Origin of the sequence: Paracoccus jiaweipingae, from assembly GCF_044335505.1 — a bacterium.
GTDB lineage: Bacteria > Pseudomonadota > Alphaproteobacteria > Rhodobacterales > Rhodobacteraceae > Paracoccus.
Genome location: NZ_JBISBS010000009.1, coordinates 1 through 24,560 on the forward strand (window position 1 = coordinate 1; position 24,560 = coordinate 24,560).

A 24,560-nucleotide genomic window follows, 5' to 3' on the forward strand; every position below is an offset into this window, starting at 1 on the left:
GGGGTAGAGCAGCCCGGTAGCTCGTCAGGCTCATAACCTGAAGGTCGCAGGTTCAAATCCTGCCCCCGCAACCAAAATATCACAAGATATCAGACCCTTAGAACCCGACGCAAACCGTCGGGTTTTTGGTGTTCCCCTCTACATCAACGCCACATCAACACGACACCAGAAAAACCGCACCAGCACGGATAATCACGCAGTCGCAGGCAGCAGCAGGCAACTCGCAGTTGCGCGCGATTCCGCTTCCCGCCATCATCCCCCCGTGGTTCTCTAGACGGTGAATTGACGACGAAGGATTTTGCCCTCGGCTTCCTGACCTCGGATCAGCACCTCTCAGGCAGACGGACGGGCAGGCGATGAAGCAGGACGAGTTCCGGAAGTGGTTGGTTGCGCAGGGGCAAACGGATGCGACTGCTTCGTCGCGCGTGAGCAGTGCCAAGCGCGTGGAGCAGTATCTGGGCGATCTAGATGAGTTGTTCGCGCAGGAGGATAGGGACAGCATCCTCAACCGGTTTGCCTACACGGCCGAGGATGAACGCGCAGACCGCCCCAACCCGTCACCCGTCCCCATCGATGGTGTCTTGCGCACGGGGCTGGCCAGCCTCCAGCAGGCCCTGAAACTCTACCATTCCTTCCTGACCGAACAGTCCAATGTGCCCGACAAGGCAGAACACAAGGCATTGGTCGACCGCCTGACCCGCAAGGAGATCGATGCGGCGATGCGGGAGTGTGATAGCTTGGGCCTTAAGGCCTTCCTCGCCCGCGGTGGCTTTGCCAGCCCTCAGGTCTGGGTCAGCGACGAGGGCAATGAGCAGTCCTATCCGGCGAAGGCGACTGTCGCAGCAGCTGTGGGGCATCTTCCCGATGGTCGTGCTCTCGCGGCCAAGGAATTCTTCAACGGTTTTGGGGAGGCGCAATCCTTCGCCAAACTCGAGGCTCTTGGGTATGAGATCCTTCGCAAGGGTGCCAATGGCGGAGATGAAGCCTTCTCTCGCGACCGGATCGAGGGTGCGATGGACGCCTACGACCAGTTCCGCACGTCCGGTGCCCATGCCGATGCGTTCTCAAGCTTCGGCACGCCATCCGAGTATTGGGTGCGGTCGACCCGCCCGCGCCAGGACAGGCGCTTTCCGACAAAGCCGATTGTAGGGTACCTGCTGTCCAAGGCGTCAAACGCACTCACTGGCGGATGGAGTCAGCCACATGATGCGGCCGCACGTCTCCACGCGGCAGGCTACATTATTGTCGATCAAGACGACGTACCACTGCCGCTGCCAGAGCAGTACACCCACCTGATGCGCGGGGCAGACCGCGTGCGTTTGGTCGCACTCAATTACTACATCGCACCTGCCCGCGAAGCTGACATGTCTTCAGTGGCCATCCGTGCGCGGGACGTAGCTCGCGACATTTCCGAGCAAGATGCCTTTCCGACAATTTGCAGCGCCTTGGGTGGCAAGAAGTTCAAAGACATGGCGGGCTACTCAACGCTTCAGTCGACTACGCCCAATCCGTCCAGCACGACGACTTTCACATTCACCCTCGATACCGGGGACAAAGAGGGTAACGCGATGGCAGATTCAGAAGCCCGCTCGCAGGACCAATTTGCCTGGACGGCGGTCAAGACGACCAACCTGATCCTCTACGGACCTCCCGGCACCGGCAAGACTTACCAGACGGCGTGGGAGGCGGTTCGCCTCTGTCTGGGCGAGGACGTCGCCGCTGGCCTCTCAGGTGAAAAGAACCGCGACCGGCTGATGGCGGAATACCGGCGCTTGATGTCCGAGGGCCGGATCGAGTTCGTGACCTTCCACCAGTCGATGTCATACGAGGAATTCGTCGAGGGGTTGAGGCCCGCTGTTGACGGAGAGGTGCCGTCGGAAAACAGTGCAGGCTTTCGACTTGAACCTGTTGCCGGGATTTTCCAGCGAGTTGCTCGGCGTGCAGAGGCCAGTGCAAGGGATGTTGCGAGCCACCGGCAGGATGCAGATGCAACTGCAGGGATGCCTGATGCCCAAGAGCCGGATGTCGCTCCGTCTGCACCGCCCGCGACAGAAGCCACAGACAACAATGATTTTCAGCCCCAACGCGCCTTGGAAAAAGGCCTGTTCACCGTGGGGCAATTGCCGCCTGTGCGCGATGGCACCTTCCGAAAACTTGCCCAGGATGTCGCGCAACAGCTGGCGGAGGAACACCCGCAGGGTTTCTCCCTCCAGCAATATCGTGAAGCCCTCGTGCGAGCAGGTCGAGAGACGGGTATTGAGCCGACCGGTGGTTGGGAAAAACACAACATGCCCACATGGGCTAGTCATCCGGACCAGGCTTGGTTGGTGCCTGCAGACGCGACTTCCGCAACTGCCGCGGTGCGGAACCCTCCAATGGATGGCGACTTGCAGACGTCGGGCGCCACGGTCAGGGTTGAGCAGAGTACCGCATCTGCGCATGTCCTGATCATCGACGAAATCAACCGGGCCAACATCTCGAAAGTCTTCGGCGAACTGATCACGCTCCTGGAACCGGACAAGCGCCTCGGGCGGCGCGACGAAATCCAGCTGACCTTGCCCTACTCGAAGAAGCCCTTCGGCGTGCCGCCCAATCTGCACATCATCGGCACCATGAACACGGCCGACCGCTCGATTGCGCTGCTGGATACGGCCCTGCGCCGTCGGTTTACCTTCAAGGAACTGATGCCGAACCCCTCAGTCCTGTCCCCGAATGTCGGCGGGATCAACCTGCAGAAGCTGCTGGCCACGATCAACGATCGCATCGAGTATCTCTTCGACCGCGAACACCAGATCGGGCACGCCTATTTCACTGGTTGCAAGTCTGCCGAAGAGGTCGAGGTCGTCATGCGGCACAAGGTCATTCCGCTTCTGTCCGAATATTTCTACGAGGATTGGTCGAAGGTCGCCGCTGTTCTGGGCGATGGCCCGCAGGGGCCGTCCCGGTTTCTGGAGGCGCGCCGCCTGACTGCGCCGCCGGGAATTGCCGATGATGATTTCAGCGGCGAGCGGCTGCGCTGGCGGGTGAAGGGCCAGTTCGACTTCTCCGAGTTCGCGGCCTGATGCCCGCCTACTCCGTTCGCGAATGGGAGGCCGTGCCCCATGGCGATGGGGAAGGATGCATCCCGCCACATCTTGCCCAGCGCCTTGTGGCACTGGCCAAGGCATCCCCCTTCGCCGGGCGCGGTGGCGGTGGCGTGCTGGAGGATCGGCGCCATGACCTGCGGGCGCGCGGGGTGGTTGGCGTTCTGGCGGTGCCGGGCTGCACGCTGGAAATCCTGCCGAAGATCGACGTCGGCGAAAAGGAAGGCTCGTCCCAGGAGACGCGCGAGATCCGCAAGCGCCTTGTTCACATGCTCGCAGTGGCCCTCAACCTGAAGGTCGAGACCGGACGCATGACCGACCTCGACTGGCAGCGCGAAACGCTTCTGGAAATTCTGATCCGCATCTTTTGCGACAAGCTGACCGAGGCGGTGCGGCGGGGCATGCCGCGGCGTTACACCCTGCATGACGACGACCTGCCGACCTTGCGGGGATCGCTGGATATCCCGCGTCAGTTCACGCGGCATCTCGCAAACCCGGGCCGCCTGGCGTGCCGCTATGATGAGTTGTCCGAGGATATCGCCCTCAACCGCATCATGAAGGCGACCATAGCGCATCTGGCGGGCATGTCGCGCAATGCGACGAACGTGCAGAGGCTGCGCGAACTTGCCTTCGTCTATGCCGAGGTCGCGGAAGTGCATGTCCCCGCCCTGCGGTGGGACGACGTCGTCATCGACCGCACGAACAGCGCGTGGCAGGAACTCTTTGGAATGGCGCAACTGTTCCTGCGCAACCGGTACCAGACGACCAGCGCCGGGTCAGGTCAGGGATCGGCCCTGCTGTTTGAGATGAACGCGCTCTTCGAGGAGTACATCGGCCGTCTGGTGACGCGGGCGCTCGCGGGGTCCGAGTTCCGCGTGACCCTGCAGGGCGGCCGACTGTTCTGCCTGACGTCGCTTGATGAGGATCGTACGGTCTTCCAGACCAAGCCCGATATCTTGATCAAGCGGGCCGATCAGGTCGTCCATGTGATCGACACCAAATGGAAGCGGATTTCCGCCCGGATCGACGATCCTAAGCAGGGGGTGTCGCAGGCGGACGTCTACCAGATGATGGCCTATGCCCACCTCTACAAGGCACCGCGGCTGACGCTGCTCTATCCCCACCACATGGCCCTCGGCGATGCAGAGGGGATCCGCGCGCGGTTTCGGGTGACGGGTCAGGAGACAGTGCTGGAAACGGCGAGCTTCGACATCTCCACTGGCGCCGACCTGGTGGATCGCATTCGTGGCCGGATCCTAACTGGCTTCGAAGAAATGGCCCCCGCACTACCGTAAGGTCGAAGGGCAAGCCCCTGCCAGGTGCACAATTGTGCCCATCGCTGCGCGGGACAGGCAGGGCAGCATCTGACATCATCAACCCGCAGCGAATCCCTGCTGCTCGTTGACATCGTGAATCCATGAACCGGGCCGGGCGATGCGCCGCGGTCGAGGCGTCTGGCGCTTGCCTCGTGGCAGGCTTCGCCCGGCTCGGATTTCACCTGCACGCCCGTGCCTGATCGCGCAACACGGCGTAATCGCCGAGCATCCGGACGATGACAGCCTCTCCCGGTAGCCCCTCGACCTCATCGGCGGCCCGAGCCTGATCAGCGCTGGAGTAATCAACCACCGGCGGGCAGGGCGCGCGGGCTTCAGAACCTGCCATCGCGCAGCCGGTCAGCCAGAGCATCACGATCAGGAGGGCGGCGGGCGGCGGCGTCAAGCATCTGGCGGTGGATGGCATCGTTTCTCTCTCGGGCATCAAGCCGTTCGGCCGTGCGCCCAGCGCGTTCCCCGGCGCGGCGCAGGTTCAGAAGGAACAGCAGGATCGCTGCAGAGGTGAGGATCAGGCCCAGCGCTTTGCGCGCCAGGCCGTGGGTCAGGAGCCAACCGATCACCGCTGGCCTCGTTTCCAATCGTCCAGTCGCGCGTGGATCGTGACGGCGATGCCGATCAGGGCGATGGCGATCAGCACCCAACGCAGGGTGTCGAGGTAGGGCACCAGCGGCTGGATCGTGGACTGGGTCTCGGCAAGAACGTCCTGCAGCACCTCCACCCCGGCCGCGCCGACCGTCGCCGCACCCGCAGCGCCCCCACCGCGCAGGGTGCGGCTTTCGGCCAGAACCTCGCGTGCAGGCAGCAGTTCAGGCGCGAAGGGCACGGGCCGGGCCTGGAAGGGATCGCCCCAGAACCGAGCGGGACCGAGGTCGATGTGCATGAAGCCCGACCGCGGATAGTATCCGAAGCCGAGGAAACCCACAGTCCGCGCCGCCGCCTCGAACGCCGCAGGATCGTGGTTCGCCATGGCGATGTCGAAAGCGGTGCCCTGCATGTGCTTCGAGGCCGGGGCCCCGCCCACGGCGCGATTGTGTTCCGGGCTGCGATAGGCGGAGCGGATGATCAGCGGCTTGCCCAGCCGGTCGCGCAGGGCTTGGAGCTTGTCCATGGCCTCGGTGTTGATCTTCAGCGCGCCCGTGCCGCGGCAGGCGATCTCGGCGGCCGAGAAGTTCGGCCAGCGCCAGGTGTTGGCGGGCACGTCGCGCCAGTTGGGGTAGGTCAAGGTGGGTATGGTGGATCCTCCAGATGAAAAAACCCCGCCTCTGGGGCGGGGGATGTGGTCGTGGTGGTGTGGTCGCCAGGCGCTCAGTCAGATCGGCCGCGCTGGAAGGCGTCGAAGAGCATGTCCCGCATCGAGCGGATGTCCGTTTCGATCCGGTCGAGGCGGTCGCCATCGGCCTTGCGATCCTCGCTGCGCTGGCGGTCGATGCGGTCCCGGTCGGCGACCAGTTCGCGGTCGAGGCGGTCCAGCAGGGCCTCGTTGGTGAAGGCTTTGCGCGTGATCGCCGCGATCAGGGCCATTGTACCGCCGATAAGGGCGGTCAGCGCGGCGGTGATCCCGTGGTCCCGAAAGGCCCGCGCGACCTCCCCGGCGAGAGTGGTCTGGTCGTTCATGATGGTCCTTTCGCTATCGCGGTCCTGCGGTTCAGAAGTCGGTTTCGAGGTAGACCCCGGCGCAGTCGTAGGCGACGGCGGCGGCAGTCGCGCCGGTGTTCAGGAACAGCCGCGGCGACAGGAATTGCGTCGCGGCGGGCAGGTCGGTGGTGATCTCCTGCTCGAAGATCGCGCCTGAGACCTCGTCGACGACGCGCACCCAGACCGAACTGCCATTCGGCGCGGTGGCGATGAAGAGCGTCAGCACGCCGCCTGTGGCGATGGCGAAGGACGCGCCCATGTCGGTGAGCGTCGGCGCCCCGGTGCCGTCGTTCGCGACCAGTTGCCAGCGGGTGTGCGTCCCGCGCTGGAAGCCGATGCCGATGCAGTTGATGGCGGCCGCCAGCGTCAGGGTGGTGGCCAGCGCGGCGGTAGAACCGTAGAGGCCAAAGAACCCCATCCCGGTCGACTGCAGCGTCGTCAGCGAAATCCGCGTGACGAAGGTCCAGCCGCCGAGGCCCGCCGCGTTGCCGCGCCAGCAGGCCCAGCCAGCGGAGCGCTGATCGGCCACCGAGTCCACGACGGCCGCGGAAGTCAGTCGCCAGCGCCGCATTGATGCAGCAAGGTTCGTGGCGGCGAGCGTCGGGTGGGAGACCGTGCCAACCGAGGTGATCGGCAGGCCCTCGGTCGTGATCGTGGTGCTGACGGAGGGGGACCAGTTGGCGATGCGGTTCACCCCGAAGTGGGGCTGCAGGGGGAAATCCCGGCCGGAGGGGCGCATCACGTCGATCCACGGCGCACCGGCGCGGGTGCGCGCGTACACAGCGGCTTTGCCTGCGGGCGGCGGAGTCGGCGCGGCCGAGAGCCCCGACAGGATTGTCGGCTGCGGCAGTTCCACTTGGCCGTTGGTCCGGTCAATGCGGATCGCGTCGAAGAAGGCCGAGCCATCCGGGCTGACCTTGAAGCTGAAGTCGTCATTGCCCAAGAGGCCGATCAGGGCACGGGCCGAGAAGCCGGTCTTGAAGGCGAAGGCAGCGTCATTCCCTGCGGCGGCCTTGTTCACCGTGGCTTCGATGCCCGCGCCTGCGTTGTTCAGAAGGACCGCAGGCGTGTTGATCGACAGGCGGTTGAAGCTGTCGGCCGTCGCCCCGCCGAGACCCAGAAGCTGGGCGGTCAGGTTTGCCTGGGGCATGCCGACCTGCGTCACGGCATTGGCGAAGGTGACCGTGGGCGTGTTCACCACCGTCGTGCCGCCCGCGCCAGCGGTGGCCGAGCCGATGTTCACGACGGTGGTCGACCCGGACGCGCCGCCAGTGCCGATGTTCACCGTCTTCGTGACGCCGGTGGTCGTCGCCCCGGTGCCCATCCCGTAGGTGGCGGTCGTCGTGGCCGTGCCGATCGCGGCGCTGGCCGCCGAGACAGTGACGGTCCCGGACGCCGTCAGAGTCCCCGAAAACGTCTTGTTGCCAGTGAAGGTTTGAGTGCCCGCAAGGATCGCCAGTTCGGACGAGGTGTTGGGAAGCGTGAAGCTGCGCGTGGTCCCGGAGCTGATCCCCGCCAGCGAAAAGGTCGCCTTCTTCGTCGGGTCCGCATCATTCACCAGGCTGAACACGGCGTCCGAGACGTCGCGCGGCTCGCCCACCACTTCCCAGGCGCTGCCAGTCCAGACAAGGAACAGGCCTTCCGCCGCGACCCAAGTGAGCCAGCCAGTGCGCGGCACCAGCCGGATCCATGCGCCGTCCACCCAGAAGGCGATGTTCAGGTCCCATCCTGTCCAGAGGCCGGTCGCGCCCGAGGCCACCAGATGCCGGTTGCCGTCGACCGGGCTGGCCGGGGGCGCGGTGCGCGTACGGTCGAGGACCGACAGCTGCACCATGGCGTCGAGCAGGCGCAGCGCCTCGTTGTGGGTGACATGCTTCTGAGCTTGGGCCGCCAGAAGGTATGGCAGGCCCAGATGGGTCGTGGTGTCGGACATGGGGTTCCCGTCAGAACTGGAGGGTCACGGCCGCAGGCGTGCCGCGGCCGAGGCGGTTCGAAAGCTGGTAGATGCGGATCGCCAGCGTCTGGCCGGGCCCAAGCGGCGCGCCCCAATCGGCGGTCTGCTGGGCGGCGGGGTAGAGGACGGAGGTCGTGCTGCTGGTCAGCGTTCGCTTGACGGCGGCCCCGTCGAGGATCTGCACATCATAGCTTTCCACGTCCTCGGCCAGCGGCACCTCGACCTGCTCCCAGGCATTGGCCACGAGCGCGCGGGATCGGCGCATCCAGCGGATGGTCAGATCGCCCGGGTTGCGCGCGACCCGCCATGGCTGTTCGACATGCACCGGCGCGAAGGGGACAAGGCCCCGCCCGGTCGGGGTGAAGCCCAGCGCGGCGTAGCTGTCATCCATGACAGAACGCGCGGCCGGGCCCACCCGCCAGTTCCACGGCAGACCGAGGTCAGCCTCGGCGATGGATAGGGAGGCCAGTGTCGCGTCCAGCACCACGACCCGCGCCCCTGCCGGGGCCGGGTTGCCCATCGCATGTTCTGTCCCTCGTTGACCACGCAGCAGGCGGGTCAGGTGATAACGGCCGGGCGCGATCAGTTCGGCCGCACCCGCCTGGACGATCTCCCAAAGGCCCGCCGCTGTCTCGACGGCTACCGCATTGGCCCCGCCGAACAGCGCAACGTCCGTCACGCTTTCCAGCGTCCCAGACAGCAGATCGACCACCAGCGCATTGCCCAGATCGAAGCGGGAGGCGGGGCCCGGAAAGAAGTCGAAAGCCAAGGTGCCGATCCGGGCCCGACTCCCGAAGGTCGTCAGCAACGAGAACCCATCCGTCGAGGCGCTCCGGAACACCGCGATCTCGCCCGGCCAAGGGCTGGCATGGGCGGCGATCAGGGGGCGATGGGCGGGCTGGTCCTCGGTGATCTGCGGCAGGTCCAGCATCACCACCTCGGGCGTGCCGAAGACGACGGGGCTGGCGAGCGAGGCCGGGCGGGGATCACCGGGTGGCAGATCGTAGGCGGCCCGGTCCTGACGGACGGCCTCGATCCCGCGCGCCTCGGCATCAGCGACGGACACCAGCCGGAACTCGACCTCCCGGCCGTCATGCGCGAGCCGGATCACGTCGGCAGGGTCGAGGGCGAGCCGCGAGGGTGGCAGGCGGAAGGTGGCGCTTTCCCGACCGATCCAGGCTTCCATCAGCGCACGGCGGCAGCGGCGTTCGGCCTCCTCGGGCGGGATCGCCATCGGGAAGCTCTCGGACGCGATGCGCGTCGTGTCGACAGTGATGCGCCGCGCTTCCACGAGGGCGGCATCATAGTCCTCGTCGGCGCGGGCGACCTGCCACTTCAGGGCCTGCGGCAGTTCGGTCTCCTGACCACGGGTCAGTTCGAAGGCTTCGCCCTCACGACTGGCCACCAGATCATCCACTGTCAAGGAGAGGCTGGACGCCCGCCCGCGCATGACGAAGCGGATGACGCCCTCGGTCTCGACCGCGCCCCAGAGGCCGGAAACGTCGATGAATGCCTCGTCGAGGCCCGCTCGCAGGCACAGGTGGCGCACGAGGGCCGCCAGCGACACCGCGCCCAAACGACCCGTCAGCCAGTGGCCAAGGCGCCAGTTCGGACCATCCGTCCAGACCCCGGTCAGTTCGGGAAAGAACGGATAGGGTCGTGCATCCCAAGTCCAGGCGGCGCATTCCTGAACATGCACCATCCGGCCACCATAGACGGATGAGGTCGGGTTGTTCGCGCCCTGGCCCCACCAGAGGTAGCTCGCCTCGAGATAGGCGCGCTGGATCGCATCGTCGCGCCAGCCGCGCGAGAAGAAGGGCGTGAAGCTTTCGGACGACTTCGGGTCGAAGAAGACGTTGGGCTGGTTCGTGCCCCGGTCGATGGCGGGGCACCCCAGTTCGGTGAACCACACCGGCTTCGACTGCGGCACCCATGCGGTCGGCGTGCCGCTCTCGACCCCGCCCGGCCGGTTGAAATGCGGGTTCGACCACCATGCGCGCAGATCCTTGTAGCGGAACACCCAAGGCTTGCCCGCGGTGCCATCGGTGATTGGGGTGCGGATCTGGGCCGAGCGGTCGGCGGCGCTGGCGTAGAACCAGTCGAAGCCTTCGCCACCGGCGATGTTCGCCTGCAGGTAGGCCCGGTCATGGATGGCGGGCCAGCCTTGAAGGGCGTCTGCATGGTCGAACCCGTCGCGCCAGTCCGAGAGCGGCATGTAGTTATCGATGCCGATGAAGTCGATGTTGGCATCCGACCAGAGCGGGTCGAGGTGGAAGAACACGTCCCCTGTTCCATCGCCCGGCTGGTGGCCGAAATACTCCGACCAGTCCGAAGCGTATCCGATCTTGGTGCCCGGCCCGAGGATCGCCTTCACGTCAGCCGCCAACGCCTTGAAGGCCGTCACGGCCGGATAGGCACTGGCGCTGGACCGGATCGTCGTCAGGCCGCGCATCTCGGTGCCGATCAGGAAGGCATCGACCCCGCCTGCCGCCGCGCAGAGATGGGCGTAGTGCAGGATCATGCGCCTCAGGCCCCAGTCACCCGCAGGGCCGGTCCAGTTCACGTTGTCGCCCGATACTGCGAACTGCGCCAGGGTGGCTGTACCGAAGAAGCCAGAGACCTGCGTGGCAGCGGCGGCGGTCTTGTCCGCGGTCCCGACATATCCCGGCGCAGGAGAACAGGTGATCCGGCCGCGCCAGGGGAAGGAAGGCTGGACCAGTGTGGCGGCGTTGTTCGAGTAGGGGTTCGGCAGCGTGTTGCCGGGCGGCACGTCCATCAGGAGGAAGGGATAGAACGTCACCCGCAGCCCGCGCGCCCTCATCTCGCGGATGGCCTGCACCACCGCGAAGTCGGCAGGTGTCCCGCCGTAGACTGGTCGGTCCTCGGCATCCCGGCTGACGAGATGGGCTGCAGCGCGGGAAACCCCGTTGACCGTCCAGACCTTGGGGCTGGTGACCTTTGTCGCCACCTCGACGCCGGGCTTGATCGTACAGTTGCCCGCGCGCAGATCATTGCCGAACCAGGCGACGACAAGGCTGACGCTCTCGACTGCAGGGGCCATGGCCTGGAGCCGGTCCAGCGCCACGACGATGTCGGCCTCATCCGGCAGCGCGTTGAGGTTCTCGGCCGAGGTTGTGCCGCCGGTGGTCTGGCCGAAGACCGTGGTGGATGCGCCCACGGTCTTGCGGACAGCCTCGGTCGCATAGGTGAACTCGCCCGAGGCGGGGATCATGGTGACGGCCTTGACCAGCCCCTCGGCCGTGTCGGGATCGGCCAAGGGCCGGAACACCTCGAAGCTGAGCTGCGGCAGGCGGTTGCCATAGGTGGAAAGCGGCAGTTCCTCGAAGACGACGTAGGCCGTGCCGCGATAGGCGGGAGTGTTGGCCGCCCCCATCTTCGCCGCAATGAACGGGTCAGCCGTCTGGGTCTCGTTCCCCGGATACCAGCGCCATGTCATGCCGGTCATGTCGAGCGGCTTGCCGTCGGCCCAGACACGGCCGATGCCGGTGATTGGGCCTTCACACAAGGCGACAGCGAAGGACGCATAGTACAGATACTCGGTCGTCTGGACCCGGCCGCCCCCGCCGCCCTTGCCGCCACCCTGTGTCGTAGTCTTCGTCTCCTCGCGGAAATCGGTCGCCCAGATGATGTTGCCACCGATACGCATGCGGCCGTAGAGGCGGGGAATGATGGCCCCTTCGGTGGCGGAGGTGATGCGCAGGGAATCCAGCCGCTGGCCCTCGATCTTCTGCGCGGGAGCCAGCGAGGACACGATCCAGCTGTCCACCACCGAACCGATGGTCGAGCCGATGAAACCGCCGATGGCGGCACCGGAAAAGCCGAGGATCGCGCCGCCAAATGCCCCACCGATGGCGGAACCGACGGCACCGAGGACGAGCGTGGCCATGGGAGACTCTCAGCGTGCAGGGAACAGGAAAGCGAAGGCGATGCGGCGCCGCCATGCGGGTGTCAGCGGTTCCTCGATCACGCCGAGGCGTTCATAGGCGTGCAGGAAGGTGTCAGGTCCGGTCAGGATGCCTACATGCTTGGCGATGGCGCGCGGCATCATCCGGAACAGGATCAGCGCACCGGAGCGCGCCAACTGAACCGGAACCTCGGGCATCATCTGCCGCACCCCGTCCGCCAGCACCTCGCGAGGGCCGGTCTCGCCCCAATCCCGGCTGTAGGGCGGGATCGGGAATGGCTCCGGGCCGACGACTTCGCGCCAGACACCGCGCGCAAGGCCGAGGCAGTCGCAGCCGACCCCGCGCAGGCTGGCCTGGTCGTGGTAGGGCGTGCCAAGCCACGACCGCGCGACGGCGATGACAAGGGATGGATCGGCGGTCTTCACAACACCGCTCCCTCATGGCCGCCGTCCTTCGTCGCGTAACGCAGGACCGCGTCCTGACCGGGGATGTGCGGGAAGCCCCGGAAGTTCAAGATATTGGCGAACTTCGTCCCGCAGGTCGCGATCCGCTTGTCGCAGCCCGCGCGGACAATGAAGGTGTCTGTCGCCGTGATCAGGCGCACCGGGGCTTCGAGCAGAGTCAGGATCGCCACCCCGTCGACGAGGTCATGCGACAGCACCTCGACCCGCCGCCCGGCATTCGCGCCGCTGGTCCATTCGACAAGCCCGAAGGCGAACCAGCCCGCCGCGAAGGGGGCGAGACCGGAAGCGGTAAAGGCCCGGTCCAGCATCACGTCGATCACCGCCCCTGTGCCCTTGAAGGCCGGGGCATCGGTGTTCACGCCGCAGCGCGCGTCGCCCAGCGCGGCGTCGCAGCTGGCCTGGAATGTCCGCCCGACCGTCTGGCCTAGGACATGGGCCAGCGACCGCACCTCCGCCACGAAGGCCAGCCGCCCGCGCCGGATCTGGCCGATGGCCCCGCGGCGCAGAAGCACGCGCTGCGCCGGGGCCGACCAGTTCACCCGCCAGACCTCGACCGCTGCATTGTCCCATCGGCCATCGAGGATGTCGGTCTCGGTGATCCGGTCCGACGACAGCACCCCTTGGGCATCCTGCGCATCGACCGAGAGGTCGGAGCTCGAGCGCACCTCGGAGGCGGTCAGCCCGCTTTCCGGATCGAAATCGGTGCCATCGAACGACAGCGTCCGGTCATGGTCGGTGAAGCCGAAGGTCACGCCGTCGGCCCGAATGATGCGCCAGCACCAGGCGAGTGTTGTCGTGCCGTCGTCGAGATGGGCCTGCAGCGAGGGGTTCAGGGACTTCATGCGCGGATTTCCACGAGGGGGATCGAGGTGATCGAGCCGAGGCGTTCGAGGTCGAGGGTGACGTCGAGGGCGTCGGTGTCGAACCGGACGGGGACGTCGAACTCGAAGCCTGCAGTGATGGCCACGCCCGCGGCCGGGGCGGTGGCGAAGGTGATGAGGCCGGTGGTTGTCGAAACCGACCAGCCGGAGGCTTGCGGCGTGCCGTTCAGGGCGATGGTCACGGTTCCGGCGACAGGCTTGGTGATGGCTCGCGTCCAGGACTGTGCGCCGGAAGTGTAGCGCTTGGTCAGTTGAAACAGGGTGGCCGATCCGTTGCCGGTGCCAATCGGCTGGTTGATCGGGCTCGGTGTCTGCGATGGCAGGCAGGACTTGAAATCGGCCCAGTCCTTGAAACGGAAGCCGTGCAGGCGGCCGTTGCGGGCCTCGAAGAAGGCGACGACGGCCGCCAGATCGTCGGCACGGCGGATGCCATAGGCGACGTCGTAGCGGCGGCGCGAATTGGCCCAGCTGGCATTGCGCTCTTCGGCCCCGCTTGCCAGTTCGACGATCTGTGTACGCCGCTCGGGGCCGCCCCGCGCCCCGCGGCTGATGTTGTCCGGAAACCGGACCTCGTGAAACGCCATTACATCCCCCTCCGGCCCAGCGAGACTGCCCGGGCAATGTCGCTGGCGACCTGCGTGCGCGACTGGCGGAAGCTCTCGGCGTCGCGGGCGTTGATCGCGACATTGACGGTGGACGCGCCCAACTGGCCGAACCCTGCCGCCTCGCGCCGGGAAAGGACCCGCTCGCCCCGCTGCAGGATCGCGGGCACCTCGTCGGGCCGCAGCCCGGCCCAGCCCCCGTTGTGCATTCGGGGCGCACCCGCGAAGGCCAGGGCCGGGACCATCCGGCCGGGACCGGGGGCGCCGACCATGCCGCCCGCATGCAGGATGTTGGCGAAGATCCCGCCCGCCCCGCCCAGCGCGCCGGAGAGTGCATTCGCGATGGGGCCGAGGATGAAGCGCCGGGCGGCGAGCTTCGCGAGATCAGCGATCATCGACGTGACCAGATCGCGGAAGTCGAGCTTTCCGGTCTTCACGAAGTCACCGATGGCATTCTCGGCGCTCTGAAACGCGCCGACCAGCGCGCTGCCGATATCCCCGCCGATGTCGCGCGCCCTTGCAGCATAGTCGGCGAGTGCGGCGGTGACGGCCTGCCAGCCGGTCAGAGCGGTCTCCGCACCCTCGGCCGCAGCGGCCCCAGCCTCGCGCGCTGCGCCGCCTGCTCCTTCGGCTGCAGTAGCGGTGTCGTTCAGGCCGGACGCAAGGGCGTCGGCCGCGCCAGCCGCATCCGCCAGCGCGGTCTCGGCCTCCGTCCCCGTGCCGGTCACCGCATCCTTCAGCGCCTGCCAGTTGGCGAGCGGCCGACCGGCGGCATCGGCGAGCATGCCTGCCGCTTCGCGGAACCCATCGGCCCGAGCGAGGGCGTCATCGGCCATGGCCCCGAGGCCGAGGTCAGGCGGCTCGAGATAGGTTCGCGACAAGGCGGCCGTGAAGGCATCCGCCGCCGCAGCCCCTGCGGCCGTTGCAGCCCCCTCGAAGGGATTGCCGATACGCCCCAGCTCTACAGGGTCAAGGATGCCGATCCGAACGCCCCCTTCGCCGGTGGCCCACTCTGGCAGCAAGGCCAGCGCCGCGTTCAGGGTCTCAATGAAGCTGTTGATGCGGGTGACGACGCCGTTCAGCATCGCCTCGACGCCGGAGATCAGCCCGTTCGCAGCCTGGAAAGCGAAATCGCCGATGGCACCGGGCAGACTGCCCCAGATGGCGACGGCAGCGTCATAGGCGCCTTGGAAGATCGCGGCCGTCCGGTCACCGAAACTGACGACACCTGCGATGGTGCCTTCCAGCGCCGAGAGACCGGCCGCCTTCAGCCCCTCCCACCCTGCCGCCATCCGCGCGAGGGCCGCGTCCAGCGACAGGCCGATGCGGGACCAGACTTCGCGGGCCAGATCGCTCAGCAGCCGAAACGCCTCGCCCACCCCGCCGACCCGGGCCACCAGTTGCGAGAACTGATGGACCAGTTCGCCTGCGCCGACGATAAGAGCCCCGATGCCGGTGCGGATCAGTGCCCCGCGGAGGAACACCAGAGCGGTGGCGAGACCGCGCACCGACAAAGCAGCGGCGGCGAGACCCGCGACCCAGCGCCCCGCCATGACAGCAGCGAAGGTCGCGGCATAGGACGCCAGCCTTCCAAGGTTGCCGATCAGCCCGTCGATGGCCGAGCGCAGGATGCCGCCATCGGAGGCAAGGGCCACGAAGGCGTTCGCCAGTGCCTCGATGGTCGGTGCTACAGCGACGGCGAGACGGTTCCGAAGGCCATCGAACACGAGGGATACGGTGCCCAGCGCGAGTTGCGTGCGGCGCAGCGCTTCCAGCGCATCGCCGTCCAGCACAGCCCCAAGGTCGGACGCCTGATCCCCAAGTCGGGCCATCTCCGCCCCACCGTTCCGCAGCAGCGGCAGCAAGCGTGTGGCGTCCGATGCCATCGCCTCCAGATAGAAGGTCATTTCCTGCTGGCTCAGGCCTGCCCGTTCCAACGTGTCCACGTAAAGCTGCAGCGCCTCCGGCCCCGACAGACGCGCGAACTGGTCGGCCGTGACGCCCACGCGCGGGGCCACGTTCTCGAAGAAGTCCGCCATCGGCCCGCCGCCAGTCTGAAGGAAATCGCCGACACGGTCGTTCACGTCTTTCAGGATGTCGGCCAGCTTCTCCTGTTCGATCCCGACCGTCCGCGCCCCGGCCGACCAGCGCTGCAGGGCTTCCGGTGTGGCATTGGCGACCTGCGCGAATTGCCGGATCTGGGCGGCGCTCTCGGCCGTCGAACGGACGATCAAGCCTAGCGAAGCCGTGGCGGCAGCAGCCGCGCCGAGAGCGAGACCGGCCCGGTGTGCAAAGGCGGCCAGACGGGTGTTGGCCAGTTCCATCTCGCGCGACAGGCGGCCGAAGCCACGGGCACCGGCATCCCCGATCCCCTCCAGCTCGGCGCGCACGCGGCGTCCGCCCTCCGCCACGAGGCGGACGGAGACCTTCTTCTCAGCCATTCCGGCGTCCTTCCATCTGCTCGTTCAGTTTGCGCACCATCACCGCCTCGAGCTCGGGCAGCAGTTCCGCGGCGATCAGGGCGTTGACGCCCAAGGCGCTCGCCAGCGCGAGGGCAGCGCCCATGTCCCATCCGACGACCGCCCCCGGCGCGATGCGCAACTGGCCGCCGAGGCGCTGGGTCAGGTCCCAGACCTGCCAGCCCTCGACCGTAAGCGGCCGGTTCAGCCTTGCGGGGCAGTCGGGGCAGGGGCCTGCGCAGGCCGCGCAATAGCCGTCGCCCCCGCCGAAGGACCAGTCGGCGAGGGCGCGAAGGCGTTTTTTTCCTGATCCAGCATCAGACCACGGGCGACATATTGCGCCTGGAAGGCTTCGAAGACCGGCCAGATTTCGAGGAGCGCATCGATCCCGGCCGGGCTGACCGGCACGAGGTTGCCAGCCTCGTCGCCGACACCTTCCCATTCCAGCACGGCGCGGCGCGCGACGGCCTTGGCCATGGCCAGCGCCATGTCCTCCTGTCTGGAGGTCTCCGACAGGCCATCGATGGCGGGATCGGCGCGGGCGGAGACCATCAGCGCGGTTGTAAGAGGGGCCACCAGCACGCGCAGACCGGGGAGCAGGTCCAGCCATTCGGGCCGGTTCGAGAGGTTCAGGCGGATCATGGTCAGTATCCCGTGACGGTGTTGACGAGGACGGCGGTGCACATGCGGGCAGGGCTGGTGGCTTTCGCAGCCTGCCAGTCGAAGGTCGCCTGGATGCCCTGGGGTCCGGGGATCTCGATCCGCGGGACGGGCAGGTAGACGGCGTGGGCTGTGAAGGTGAAACTGGCGTTCGGGCCGAGGCTGTAGGCGAACTCCAGCTCGCAGGGCGTGCCGTCGATGGCTTGGGTCACGAGGGCGCTATCGGCGAAGCGCACCTCGATCCGGCCGGTCAGCGCCGCCATGCCCGGATCGGCGCCCTCGATCTTGCCGTCGTTCCGGATGGTCTCGATCCGGTCGAGGCCGTTGGCATAGGTGATCTCGGCCGAGACGACGTTGCCCAGTGCCGTGCCATTCCGCTTCACCACTCCGTTGAAATGGCCGAAGCGTTGCAGGCCCAGCGCGGTCGGGGTGCTCGCGGCAGTGGTGGCCGCAATCGCCTCGCCCTGGGCGATCAGGCGGGCGGTCGCGGTCAGCAGCCCCGACCGGTTCATCTGCCACGAAAGCTGGTCCATAACGCAGCCTGCGTACATCGCAAACCGCGGCACCTCGGGCATCGCCACTTCGATGGCCATCGAGGGCAGCGTCCAGTTGCCGGACTGGAAGGTGTGGGTCTTGGGCGTGGTCCCCGTCGTGGTCGGGGCGCCGAAGGCCGCCTTCAGCCAGAAGCCGAAGGCCTCCACATCGATCGGCACCACCACCTCGCCATCGGCGGTGACGGCGTCCTTGATGGGAGCCAGGGGATCGCGGCCATAGCCGAGCAATTCCGAGTTCAACAGCGGCTGTTCCGCGCCCAGTGTGGTCCGGGCGAAGGGCATCAGCCGGTAGCCGCTGGCGGGTGGGGTGCCGTAGACGGTTTCGAACGCAAGCGCCATCTGCGCCCGCGCGCCGTGTGCGCGTGCCATGGGGGGTCTCCTATGTGGGGGAAATCAGGCGAGGGGGCCGGTGGTGGTGTAGTGCAGGACGACAGTGATCACCGCCGCCTTTAGCGCCGCCGCGCCCTCGACCGGCAGATCGACCGAGGCCGGAGCCTCGGTTTCGACCCAGTCGCAAAGGCCCCCGAGGGTGCGGTCCGCCTCCAACGCCGCGCCGATGGCGGCGATCAGGTCATCGAAGGCGCTGTTCCGGTCGGTACCGACCTGGACGACGACCTCCAGCTCGGCTCGGTGCTGGTAGTGATAACGCAGGGGCGACAGCGTGACCTCTGGTTCGCCCGCCTGGCCGTCGCGCAGGATGATCAGCCCGGACGCGGGGATCCGCTCCGGCAGCACCTCGTCACGCAGGGTGAGGGCGGCAAGCGGCTGAAGCCGCGCGTACAGCGCAGCGAGGACGAGTTCGCGGGTGGTGGGCATGCAATATTCAGTATTCAGTGGCTAGATCGAGCGGTTAGTAGACCTCCAGCCACGAGAGCCACAGACGGGACAGAGGACGGGTTTGGCGCTCGATCATGCTGCTGGTCAACCACAGAGCCAGAATTTTCTTGACCCAACCACCTGAAAAGCCTGTGTTTAACTTTGATTCCATAGTCGGAGATAAGATGTCTGGTTACCGTTTCCGTTGCCTCGGCCCATTTGAGTTTCCGGTCTATAGAAGCACGCGCCATTGGAAAAACCACTACCGTCTGTTCGATCCTAAAGCTGCCACGGAGGCAGTTTTTGAGCAGGCGGCTCAGCAAGAGCGCAGAATTGGGGTTGAGGGTATAGACCAAGCAATCGGCCTTTATATTATCGGCATGAAACCGAGGGGGAAGCTCATCCCCTTCTATGTTGGCAAGGCGGCGCGTCAGACGATTAAGGAACGGCTGTTTCAAAAGCAGGATAAGCTCGCCAAGGTGACTGAGATCCTGAATGTTTACAAACATGCTAAGCCGTTTGTGTTCTTGTTCCCGCTCCTTACGCCCACGGGACGACTTGCTCGGCTTCCGACAGCGGCGCCGGGCGAATCTAGCGCCGAGAAAGTAATCAATAGCGCCGAATACATGATGATCGGTCACGCAATGAATTCGAACCCGTGGCTCCACAACATTTCTACTGTTGTGGAGCGCGAACGGTTTTCAATCGATGGTAGCCCAGGAGCCTCCGGCAAACAAACGAAGGACGCTCAATCCTACAGTGAGATGATGGGCTTCAGAAAAGCGTCCTCAGCGAGCGACAAGCTCCGCGAGGCCGGTGAGGCGCTCGAAGAGGTCAAACCCGATGAAACGCGTCTGATTGAGGACGCACTCGCGCATCCGGAGAGCTTGGAACAAGAAACCGTGGGTCCGGAAGAGTGATCGACATTTCTTTTCCTATGTTTCCACCCACCCTGCCACGATCCGCCCCGGCACGCGGTCGATGGCCCGTTCGGCATCCCGCGCCAGTTCGAGCCGCTTGCGCAGCTGTACCTGCGGCATGAGGAGGAAGATCGGCACGGTGGTCAGCCCACGACCGGTTTTCGCCCGTGACGCCACCGCCCGTCCCTTGCTGTTCAGCCGCCCCTCGGCCACCAGCAGGCTCGGGCGCCGGCGGCGATAGATGAAGCGCAATCGCAGACCGGTGCGGCGCTCCCATTCGCCGGGTGTGATGCGGCCGCCGCGCGTGGATTTGCCCGCGGCCGGGGTGGGGATCGCCAGCCAGAAGCCGTTGCGCGACCGGGTCAGCGGCCCGGTGTCATGCGCGCCAACGATCACCGGGGCGTTCGACCATACCAGCGCCGCGGCGTTCAGGCTCTCGCTGCCCTCGGGATAGGTGGCCAGCCGGATCGAGTTGCCGAGCCGGGTGCCCAGCCCTGCGCCGGTGATCTGGCTGCGCCAGGCGGATTTGAGGCCCGCGCCCGCCTCGCGCATGGCGGTGGTGACGGCCTTTTCACCCGCGGCGATTTCCGCCTGCATCATCGCAACGATGTCAGGATCGATGGTGAGCTTCAGTTTCATCGGATCACGCCGGGCGGAGATCGAGGGTCCAGATCAGCCGTTCCCGGTCGCGCAGCGGTTCCCCTTGGATGACCTGGCTGTCCGCACCGATGACGATCACATCGCCCGGTCGCGGGGCGGGCAGGTCGGCCACGCGCACGTCGACCACCGTCGTGTCGCTGACGAACCGCCCCGCGCCGAAGTCGGTGACGCGGTCGGGCGCGCGGCGGATGATGCGGATGGTGCGCTCTTCGGAGGTGGTGGCCGAGATCCAGAGGGCCGGGGCCGCCATGGTGGCATGGGTGAAGATGCGGTCCATGGCGGCGGCAAAGACGGACATGGGTGTTTCTGCCTGGCGTCAGTTCGACGTATGCAGACGGATCGCCAGCCGCGGCCGCTTGTTCACCGGCAGGATCGAGGCCTCGGTCATCACGTCGATCCAGCGGCCCTTCTCGTCGAGGTGCTGGCGGGCGTAGAGGGGCAGGCCGATTGTGTTGGCGGTTTCCAGGAGGTTCGCCGGGCCGCCATAGGTGGTGAAGGTGTCCATCGTGCCCAAGGGGAAGGCGATGCCTTCGTTCGCGGGGACCAGCCGTTCGGTGGCTTTGGTCGAGAGGGTGACGGTGCCGGAGTATTCCTCGAACAGGATCCCGCCGAAGGGGAAGTTCCGCCGCACATCCTCGCGCAGGGGCTGGGCGCCGGTCGAGGCGTAGAACTTGTAAGCCTCCTCGGTCTTTGGATGCGCGATCAGCTTGTCGAAGAATTCCCGGCTGACGAGGGCATGGACCGAGGTCATCGCCTCGCCCAGAAGGTTGTCTTCGATGGCGCGCAGCACCTCGCGGACCTTTCCTTGCACGTTGGTGCCTGCGGTGCCAAGCACGAAGTCGACCGAGATCTGCGCCAAGCCGAATTCTGTGAAGTAGTTGTAAAGGGTGGTGCCCGCGCCGTCCTTCACGATGCCGCGCAGGGCGTTCATCTCCATGTATTCGCGGGTCTGGGCATGCTTGCGCCGCATCAGCAGAAGTTTGCGGTTCATCACCTCGACGAGGGGATCGGCGGCGTCGAAGGCGCCCAGCGCGGGCTGTCCCTGGATATCGGCGGGCAGGATCACGTCGTCATGCGGGATCCACGGCAGGGCGAAGCTGCGCATGGACCGGCCTTCCCGGGTACCGACCGTGGCGGGGCCACCGAGGGGGACGGAGGGCAGGAGGCTCAGGACACCTTCGTATTGTTCGATGATGACCGAGCGCTGGCTGACCCCTTCGAAGCGGAAGAGGCCGATCTGGGCGAGGCGGGTGTAGAGGTTGGGCAGGATGTTGATGGCCTGCGTCATCTCGGCCAGCGAGTAACCGCCAGCGTCGAAGGGATTGCGGACGAGGGTCATGAGGGTGCTCCTGGGGAATGAGGGGGATCAGACGCCGTCGCGGGCGATGATGCCTGCGGCGGCCAGCTGGCCGATCTTGGTGGTGATCTTCGCCGCGTCATCGACGGTGGCGTCGTAGGCGAGGCCCGCGCGCGAGACGATGGCCGGACCGCGGGTGACGACGATGCCTGTGGCGTCAGCCAACGTGGCATCGACAGCATAGAGCAGGACGGCCGAAGCGGTCTGGGCTCCATCGCTGCCGCCGCTGGTCGCGAGCTTGTATTTGCCGCTGGCAGTGATACGGCCGAGCACGGCGCCGACGGGATAGGGCATGCCCGCGAGCAGCGTTACCACCTCGCGGGTGTAGTTCGGGTTGACCTCATATTTGAGGACATCGCCCATGCTGGGCGGTTCCGTCAGGACGGGCATGGTTCAGTCTCCAGGATGTTGGGGGATGGGGTGCGCCGGGATCAGCGCGACGCGGCGGCCGACTTTTTCGCGGCCGCGACGATGGGGCTTTCCTTGGTGACAACCGCAGGAGCCGTGGCGATGATGCCCGCGGCGTCACTGCGGGCCGCGAGATCGGCCAGGACCTTGGCGCGCAGGGCCTCGGGCTTCACACCCTTGGCGACAGCCTCGGCGGAATCGATCTGGAGGCCGAGGCGCGCGGCCTGTGCGCAGACTTGCGCGACCTCGGCCGCCTCGGCGCGGATGGCTTCGGGCGACATCGCGGCCGCCGCGGTTTGCAGCGGTGCGACTGCCGCTGGCGGGGCCGGTTCCGGCGGGGTGCTGGCGGCAGGCGCTGCCGGAGGCTGCGTATGGTCTTCGGGGGCAGTGGTCATCATCGGGCCCTTTCCTCTGGGGGTGGATGTGCCGCTGGGAGCGGCGGCGAAAGCGCGGAAGGCGGTGACGGGATCGGCCACCTCGTCGGCGAGACCGGCGAAGACGGCCGCCTCGCCGCGGAAGACGGCGGCTTCGGTGCCCAGTGCCCGTAGGGTGTCGAGGCGGCGACCACGACCTTCGGCGACGGTTTCGGCGAAGAGCTGGCGCAGGTCTTCCAACTCGCCCGCGATCCGGTCGCGGACGGCCTCGGGCAGGGGCTGGTAAGGGTTCGCATCGACCTTGCGGGCCCCGGCGTGGATCAGCGTGACGGCGATGCCCTTCTGGTCGAGCGCCCCGCTCATGTCGCTGTGCATCGCCACGACACCGATGCTGCCGACCGCGCCGGTGCGGGGCAGGACGATCCGGTCGGCCTGGGAGGCGAGGGCGTAAGCGGCCGAGAGGGCGTGATCGGCGACAAAGGCCTGCACAGGCTTCTGCGTCCTTGCCATGCGGATGCGATCCGCGAGGTCGAAAGCACCGGCCACTTCGCCACCGAAGCTGTCGATATCGAGGGCGATGCCGCGGATCGCAGGGTCGGAAAGAGCAGCGTGCAGCTGCGCCGCGATCCCCTCGTAGGAGGTCAGCCCAGAGGATTGTCCGATCCACGCCCCGCGATGCACCAACGTGCCAGCGATCTCGATGACGGCAATCCCGCCCACCACGGCGAAGGGCTGACTTCCGTTCCGCGCTTGGCGGCTGGTCAGGTCCTCGCCAAAGAGCGAGGCGCGGGCGGGCAGGGTGGCGGTGGCCTCTGCTTCGGCGCCGATTTCGACCCCCTCGACGCTGATTTCCCGCCCCACGATCCGTGGGCCGAGCCCGGTCAGGAAGGCCAGCGCCTTGGCCGGATCGACCATAAGCGGCGTGTTGAAGACGCGCTGAGCGATTTGGGTGTGGTGCATCATGCGTCCTCCGCGGGCCTGGGCTCCCGGTCCTCACCCTCGTCTTCCTGATCGCCGCTGTCCTGCTGATCCTGACTCTGGCTCTCGGCATCACCCGGCTGCGCGCTGCCGCCCGCCGCCTGCGCCGGTGACCCCGGCCGCCGGAAGTCGAGACCAAGCTCCGCCTCGCGTTTGCGTTCGGCGGCGATTTCGCGGTCGACCTGCTCGGCGTCATAGCCCCGCTCTGCGATGGCCTGCGTGCGGGATTTCAGGCCCGCCTCGATCTGCAGGATCTCGGCAGCGGCATCCTTGGCAGGGTCGATCCAGTCCCACTTGGTTGGGAGCCAGTCGCAGGCGAGGTATTGTCGCTGGTCGCTGGCATAGCCCGGCAGGTCGATCGCACCGGCCAGCACCGCCATGTCCATCCAGCGGCTCCAGACGGCCCGGCAGAGCTGATAGACCATCACCGAATGCTGGAAGGCGGAGATGCGACGTCGGAAGTCGACGAGCGCAATACGGGTGTTCGAGAAGTTCCCCTTCGCCGTGTCGCCGGTCAGATAGCCGTAAGGCACGCCCAGCGCGGCGCCGATCTGCAGGAGCGTTCGGTACTGGAATGGCTCGTAAGTGTTGCCCGAGTCTGGCGTTGAAGGCGTCGTCACGTCCTCGCCTGGATCAAGGCGCACGACCTGGCCGGGTTCGACCTCGAGATCGTCCTCTGCCGGATCGAGGGCGGTTTCCGGGGCGGGGGAGGTGATGAACATCGCGAACATCGCAGCGGTTTTCTTCCGCTCCAGTTCCGCATCGTCGTAGAGATCGAGGGTGAACAGCTTCACCACGGCCGCGGCAAAGCGCGACACGCCGCGCAGCTGGCCCGCCTCGACCGGGTCGAGGATGTGGATGACCTCGGATGCGGGCACGCGCACCGTCTCGCCCGCGAGGCCCGGATCGGTGCTGTCGCCCGGATGGCGGCGGAGGAAGTGATAGGCCACGCGCCGTCCGATTCCGTCGAACTCGATCCCCTGCCGGATCGATCCCGCACCGGGCAGGACGCGGGTCATGTCCTGGGGCAGCATTTCCGAGGGCAGCATCTGCAGTTGCATCGGCACGGTCAGACCATCCTCCGGCCGCCGCGTGCGGATGCGCAGGAACACTTCACCCGCCAGAAACACCTCTCGCGCGGCCCGGCGCTGGAGGCCGAAGAAATCGGTCAGCCCCTCGGCATCCGCCTCGTCGGTCCAGGCGAGCCAGAGCTTCTGCAATTCCTCTTTCTTTGTGGGATCGGCGATCTTCGACGAGGGTTTGATCCCGTCGCCAACAACATGGTTCGCGAAGGCATCGACGGCGTTTGCGGCATAGCCGTTGTTGCGGACCAGCCAGCGCGCCCGGGCGGTGATGGTTTCGCCCGAGGCGGCGATGAGCGTGTTAACATGCGCCCGCGTGGCCCGGAACCCGCGCATGCGGCGGTGGGACTGCGCCGCATCGAACCCGCCGATGATGGACCCGAGGCGCGCGCGGAAGGCGTCGAGGACCATGG

Annotated in this window: 22 protein-coding genes; 3 read left to right on the forward strand and 19 right to left on the reverse strand. The window is 66.7% G+C overall.

Going from position 1 to position 24,560, the window contains the following annotated elements:
- The first annotated feature begins 356 nt into the window (after positions 1-356).
- Positions 357-3,062, forward strand: a complete 2,706-nt coding sequence (locus ACFXP9_RS13335; RefSeq protein WP_397209202.1) for an McrB family protein — start codon at positions 357-359, stop codon at positions 3,060-3,062.
- Positions 3,062-4,378: an McrC family protein gene (locus ACFXP9_RS13340; protein WP_397209201.1), complete on the forward strand. Its 1,317-nt coding sequence runs from the start codon at positions 3,062-3,064 to the stop codon at positions 4,376-4,378. Before ACFXP9_RS13335 ends, ACFXP9_RS13340 begins: the two co-directional genes overlap by 1 nt.
- Positions 4,379-4,731: 353 nt before the next feature.
- Here ACFXP9_RS13340 and ACFXP9_RS13345 read toward each other — a convergent pair whose 3' ends face one another.
- The 13 genes from ACFXP9_RS13345 to ACFXP9_RS13405 form a co-directional block, all read right to left on the reverse strand.
- Entirely contained in the window at positions 4,732-4,977 is a 246-nt protein-coding gene (locus tag ACFXP9_RS13345) for a hypothetical protein (RefSeq protein ID WP_397209200.1), read from the reverse strand.
- Positions 4,974-5,648, reverse strand: a complete 675-nt coding sequence (locus ACFXP9_RS13350; protein ID WP_397209205.1) for a YcbK family protein — start codon at positions 5,646-5,648, stop codon at positions 4,974-4,976. Before ACFXP9_RS13350 ends, ACFXP9_RS13345 begins: the two co-directional genes overlap by 4 nt.
- 74 nt (positions 5,649-5,722) lie before the next feature.
- A complete protein-coding gene (locus tag ACFXP9_RS13355; protein ID WP_397209199.1) occupies positions 5,723-6,031 on the reverse strand; it encodes a hypothetical protein in 309 nt (102 codons plus the stop codon).
- Between the two features lie 31 nt (positions 6,032-6,062).
- Positions 6,063-7,985, reverse strand: a complete 1,923-nt coding sequence (locus tag ACFXP9_RS13360; protein WP_397209198.1) for a DUF2793 domain-containing protein — start codon at positions 7,983-7,985, stop codon at positions 6,063-6,065.
- Between the two features lie 10 nt (positions 7,986-7,995).
- Positions 7,996-11,913, reverse strand: a complete 3,918-nt coding sequence (locus ACFXP9_RS13365; RefSeq protein WP_397210278.1) for a baseplate multidomain protein megatron — start codon at positions 11,911-11,913, stop codon at positions 7,996-7,998.
- Between the two features lie 9 nt (positions 11,914-11,922).
- Positions 11,923-12,357: an NlpC/P60 family protein gene (locus ACFXP9_RS13370; protein WP_397209196.1), complete on the reverse strand. Its 435-nt coding sequence runs from the start codon at positions 12,355-12,357 to the stop codon at positions 11,923-11,925.
- Complete coding sequence (locus tag ACFXP9_RS13375) at positions 12,354-13,238, reverse strand: DUF2163 domain-containing protein (RefSeq protein ID WP_397209195.1); 885 nt, start codon at positions 13,236-13,238, stop codon at positions 12,354-12,356. Before ACFXP9_RS13375 ends, ACFXP9_RS13370 begins: the two co-directional genes overlap by 4 nt.
- Entirely contained in the window at positions 13,235-13,861 is a 627-nt protein-coding gene (locus tag ACFXP9_RS13380) for a phage distal tail protein, Rcc01695 family (RefSeq protein ID WP_397209194.1), read from the reverse strand. Before ACFXP9_RS13380 ends, ACFXP9_RS13375 begins: the two co-directional genes overlap by 4 nt.
- A complete protein-coding gene (locus ACFXP9_RS13385) occupies positions 13,861-16,320 on the reverse strand; it encodes a phage tail tape measure C-terminal domain-containing protein (RefSeq protein ID WP_397209193.1) in 2,460 nt (819 codons plus the stop codon). Before ACFXP9_RS13385 ends, ACFXP9_RS13380 begins: the two co-directional genes overlap by 1 nt.
- Positions 16,313-16,480 carry a DUF7697 family protein gene (locus ACFXP9_RS13390; protein WP_459253783.1) on the reverse strand — a complete coding sequence of 56 codons (168 nt, stop codon included), beginning with the start codon at positions 16,478-16,480 and terminating at the stop codon, positions 16,313-16,315. The genes ACFXP9_RS13385 and ACFXP9_RS13390 overlap by 8 nt, the downstream gene beginning before the upstream one ends.
- Positions 16,481-16,542: 62 nt before the next feature.
- Positions 16,543-16,980 (reverse strand): hypothetical protein, encoded by a 438-nt coding sequence (locus tag ACFXP9_RS13395; protein WP_397209191.1) that lies wholly within the window; start codon positions 16,978-16,980, stop codon positions 16,543-16,545.
- Between the two features lie 2 nt (positions 16,981-16,982).
- Positions 16,983-17,921 carry a phage tail tube protein gene (locus ACFXP9_RS13400; protein ID WP_397209189.1) on the reverse strand — a complete coding sequence of 313 codons (939 nt, stop codon included), beginning with the start codon at positions 17,919-17,921 and terminating at the stop codon, positions 16,983-16,985.
- 24 nt (positions 17,922-17,945) lie between these two features.
- Positions 17,946-18,368 carry an acyl-CoA transferase gene (locus ACFXP9_RS13405; RefSeq protein ID WP_397209188.1) on the reverse strand — a complete coding sequence of 141 codons (423 nt, stop codon included), beginning with the start codon at positions 18,366-18,368 and terminating at the stop codon, positions 17,946-17,948.
- A gap of 95 nt (positions 18,369-18,463) precedes the next feature.
- Here ACFXP9_RS13405 and ACFXP9_RS13410 point away from each other — a divergent pair, with 95 nt between their 5' ends.
- Complete coding sequence (locus ACFXP9_RS13410) at positions 18,464-19,288, forward strand: hypothetical protein (RefSeq protein ID WP_273502085.1); 825 nt, start codon at positions 18,464-18,466, stop codon at positions 19,286-19,288.
- Between the two features lie 15 nt (positions 19,289-19,303).
- On the opposite strand, the gene ACFXP9_RS13415 is transcribed toward ACFXP9_RS13410, so the two are convergent.
- From ACFXP9_RS13415 to ACFXP9_RS13440, 6 genes are read right to left on the reverse strand one after another with little or no spacing between them, the layout of a single operon-like run.
- On the reverse strand, positions 19,304-19,927 hold the full coding sequence (locus ACFXP9_RS13415; protein WP_397209187.1) for a DUF6441 family protein: 624 nt from the start codon (positions 19,925-19,927) through the stop codon (positions 19,304-19,306).
- 4 nt (positions 19,928-19,931) lie between these two features.
- Complete coding sequence (locus ACFXP9_RS13420; protein WP_397209186.1) at positions 19,932-20,246, reverse strand: head-tail joining protein; 315 nt, start codon at positions 20,244-20,246, stop codon at positions 19,932-19,934.
- A gap of 18 nt (positions 20,247-20,264) precedes the next feature.
- The gene (locus ACFXP9_RS13425; RefSeq protein WP_397209185.1) at positions 20,265-21,287 is read right to left on the reverse strand and encodes a major capsid protein; all 1,023 of its coding nucleotides are present in this window, start codon (positions 21,285-21,287) and stop codon (positions 20,265-20,267) included.
- A gap of 27 nt (positions 21,288-21,314) precedes the next feature.
- Entirely contained in the window at positions 21,315-21,695 is a 381-nt protein-coding gene (locus tag ACFXP9_RS13430) for a head decoration protein (RefSeq protein ID WP_397209184.1), read from the reverse strand.
- Positions 21,696-21,736: 41 nt separating this feature from the next.
- Entirely contained in the window at positions 21,737-23,047 is a 1,311-nt protein-coding gene (locus ACFXP9_RS13435; RefSeq protein ID WP_397209204.1) for a S49 family peptidase, read from the reverse strand.
- On the reverse strand, positions 23,047-24,558 hold the full coding sequence (locus ACFXP9_RS13440; protein WP_397209183.1) for a phage portal protein: 1,512 nt from the start codon (positions 24,556-24,558) through the stop codon (positions 23,047-23,049). The genes ACFXP9_RS13435 and ACFXP9_RS13440 overlap by 1 nt, the downstream gene beginning before the upstream one ends.
- Positions 24,559-24,560: the final 2 nt, after the last annotated feature.

What these genes read in the sequence shown, in the direction of transcription:
- ACFXP9_RS13335 (WP_397209202.1), top strand. Translation starts at nt 357, where the DNA reads ATGAAGCAGGACGAGTTCCGGAAGTGGTTGGTTGCGCAGGGGCAAACG.
- ACFXP9_RS13340 (WP_397209201.1), top strand. Translation starts at nt 3,062, where the DNA reads ATGCCCGCCTACTCCGTTCGCGAATGGGAGGCCGTGCCCCATGGCGAT.
- ACFXP9_RS13355 (WP_397209199.1), bottom strand. Translation starts at nt 6,031, where the DNA reads ATGAACGACCAGACCACTCTCGCCGGGGAGGTCGCGCGGGCCTTTCGG.
- ACFXP9_RS13360 (WP_397209198.1), bottom strand. Translation starts at nt 7,985, where the DNA reads ATGTCCGACACCACGACCCATCTGGGCCTGCCATACCTTCTGGCGGCC.
- ACFXP9_RS13365 (WP_397210278.1), bottom strand. Translation starts at nt 11,913, where the DNA reads ATGGCCACGCTCGTCCTCGGTGCCGTCGGTTCCGCCATCGGTGGGGCA.
- ACFXP9_RS13375 (WP_397209195.1), bottom strand. Translation starts at nt 13,238, where the DNA reads ATGAAGTCCCTGAACCCCTCGCTGCAGGCCCATCTCGACGACGGCACG.
- ACFXP9_RS13380 (WP_397209194.1), bottom strand. Translation starts at nt 13,861, where the DNA reads ATGGCGTTTCACGAGGTCCGGTTTCCGGACAACATCAGCCGCGGGGCG.
- ACFXP9_RS13385 (WP_397209193.1), bottom strand. Translation starts at nt 16,320, where the DNA reads ATGGCTGAGAAGAAGGTCTCCGTCCGCCTCGTGGCGGAGGGCGGACGC.
- ACFXP9_RS13395 (WP_397209191.1), bottom strand. Translation starts at nt 16,980, where the DNA reads ATGATCCGCCTGAACCTCTCGAACCGGCCCGAATGGCTGGACCTGCTC.
- ACFXP9_RS13400 (WP_397209189.1), bottom strand. Translation starts at nt 17,921, where the DNA reads ATGGCACGCGCACACGGCGCGCGGGCGCAGATGGCGCTTGCGTTCGAA.
- ACFXP9_RS13405 (WP_397209188.1), bottom strand. Translation starts at nt 18,368, where the DNA reads ATGCCCACCACCCGCGAACTCGTCCTCGCTGCGCTGTACGCGCGGCTT.
- ACFXP9_RS13410 (WP_273502085.1), top strand. Translation starts at nt 18,464, where the DNA reads ATGCTGCTGGTCAACCACAGAGCCAGAATTTTCTTGACCCAACCACCT.
- ACFXP9_RS13415 (WP_397209187.1), bottom strand. Translation starts at nt 19,927, where the DNA reads ATGAAACTGAAGCTCACCATCGATCCTGACATCGTTGCGATGATGCAG.
- ACFXP9_RS13420 (WP_397209186.1), bottom strand. Translation starts at nt 20,246, where the DNA reads ATGTCCGTCTTTGCCGCCGCCATGGACCGCATCTTCACCCATGCCACC.
- ACFXP9_RS13425 (WP_397209185.1), bottom strand. Translation starts at nt 21,287, where the DNA reads ATGACCCTCGTCCGCAATCCCTTCGACGCTGGCGGTTACTCGCTGGCC.
- ACFXP9_RS13430 (WP_397209184.1), bottom strand. Translation starts at nt 21,695, where the DNA reads ATGCCCGTCCTGACGGAACCGCCCAGCATGGGCGATGTCCTCAAATAT.
- ACFXP9_RS13435 (WP_397209204.1), bottom strand. Translation starts at nt 23,047, where the DNA reads ATGCACCACACCCAAATCGCTCAGCGCGTCTTCAACACGCCGCTTATG.
- ACFXP9_RS13440 (WP_397209183.1), bottom strand. Translation starts at nt 24,558, where the DNA reads ATGGTCCTCGACGCCTTCCGCGCGCGCCTCGGGTCCATCATCGGCGGG.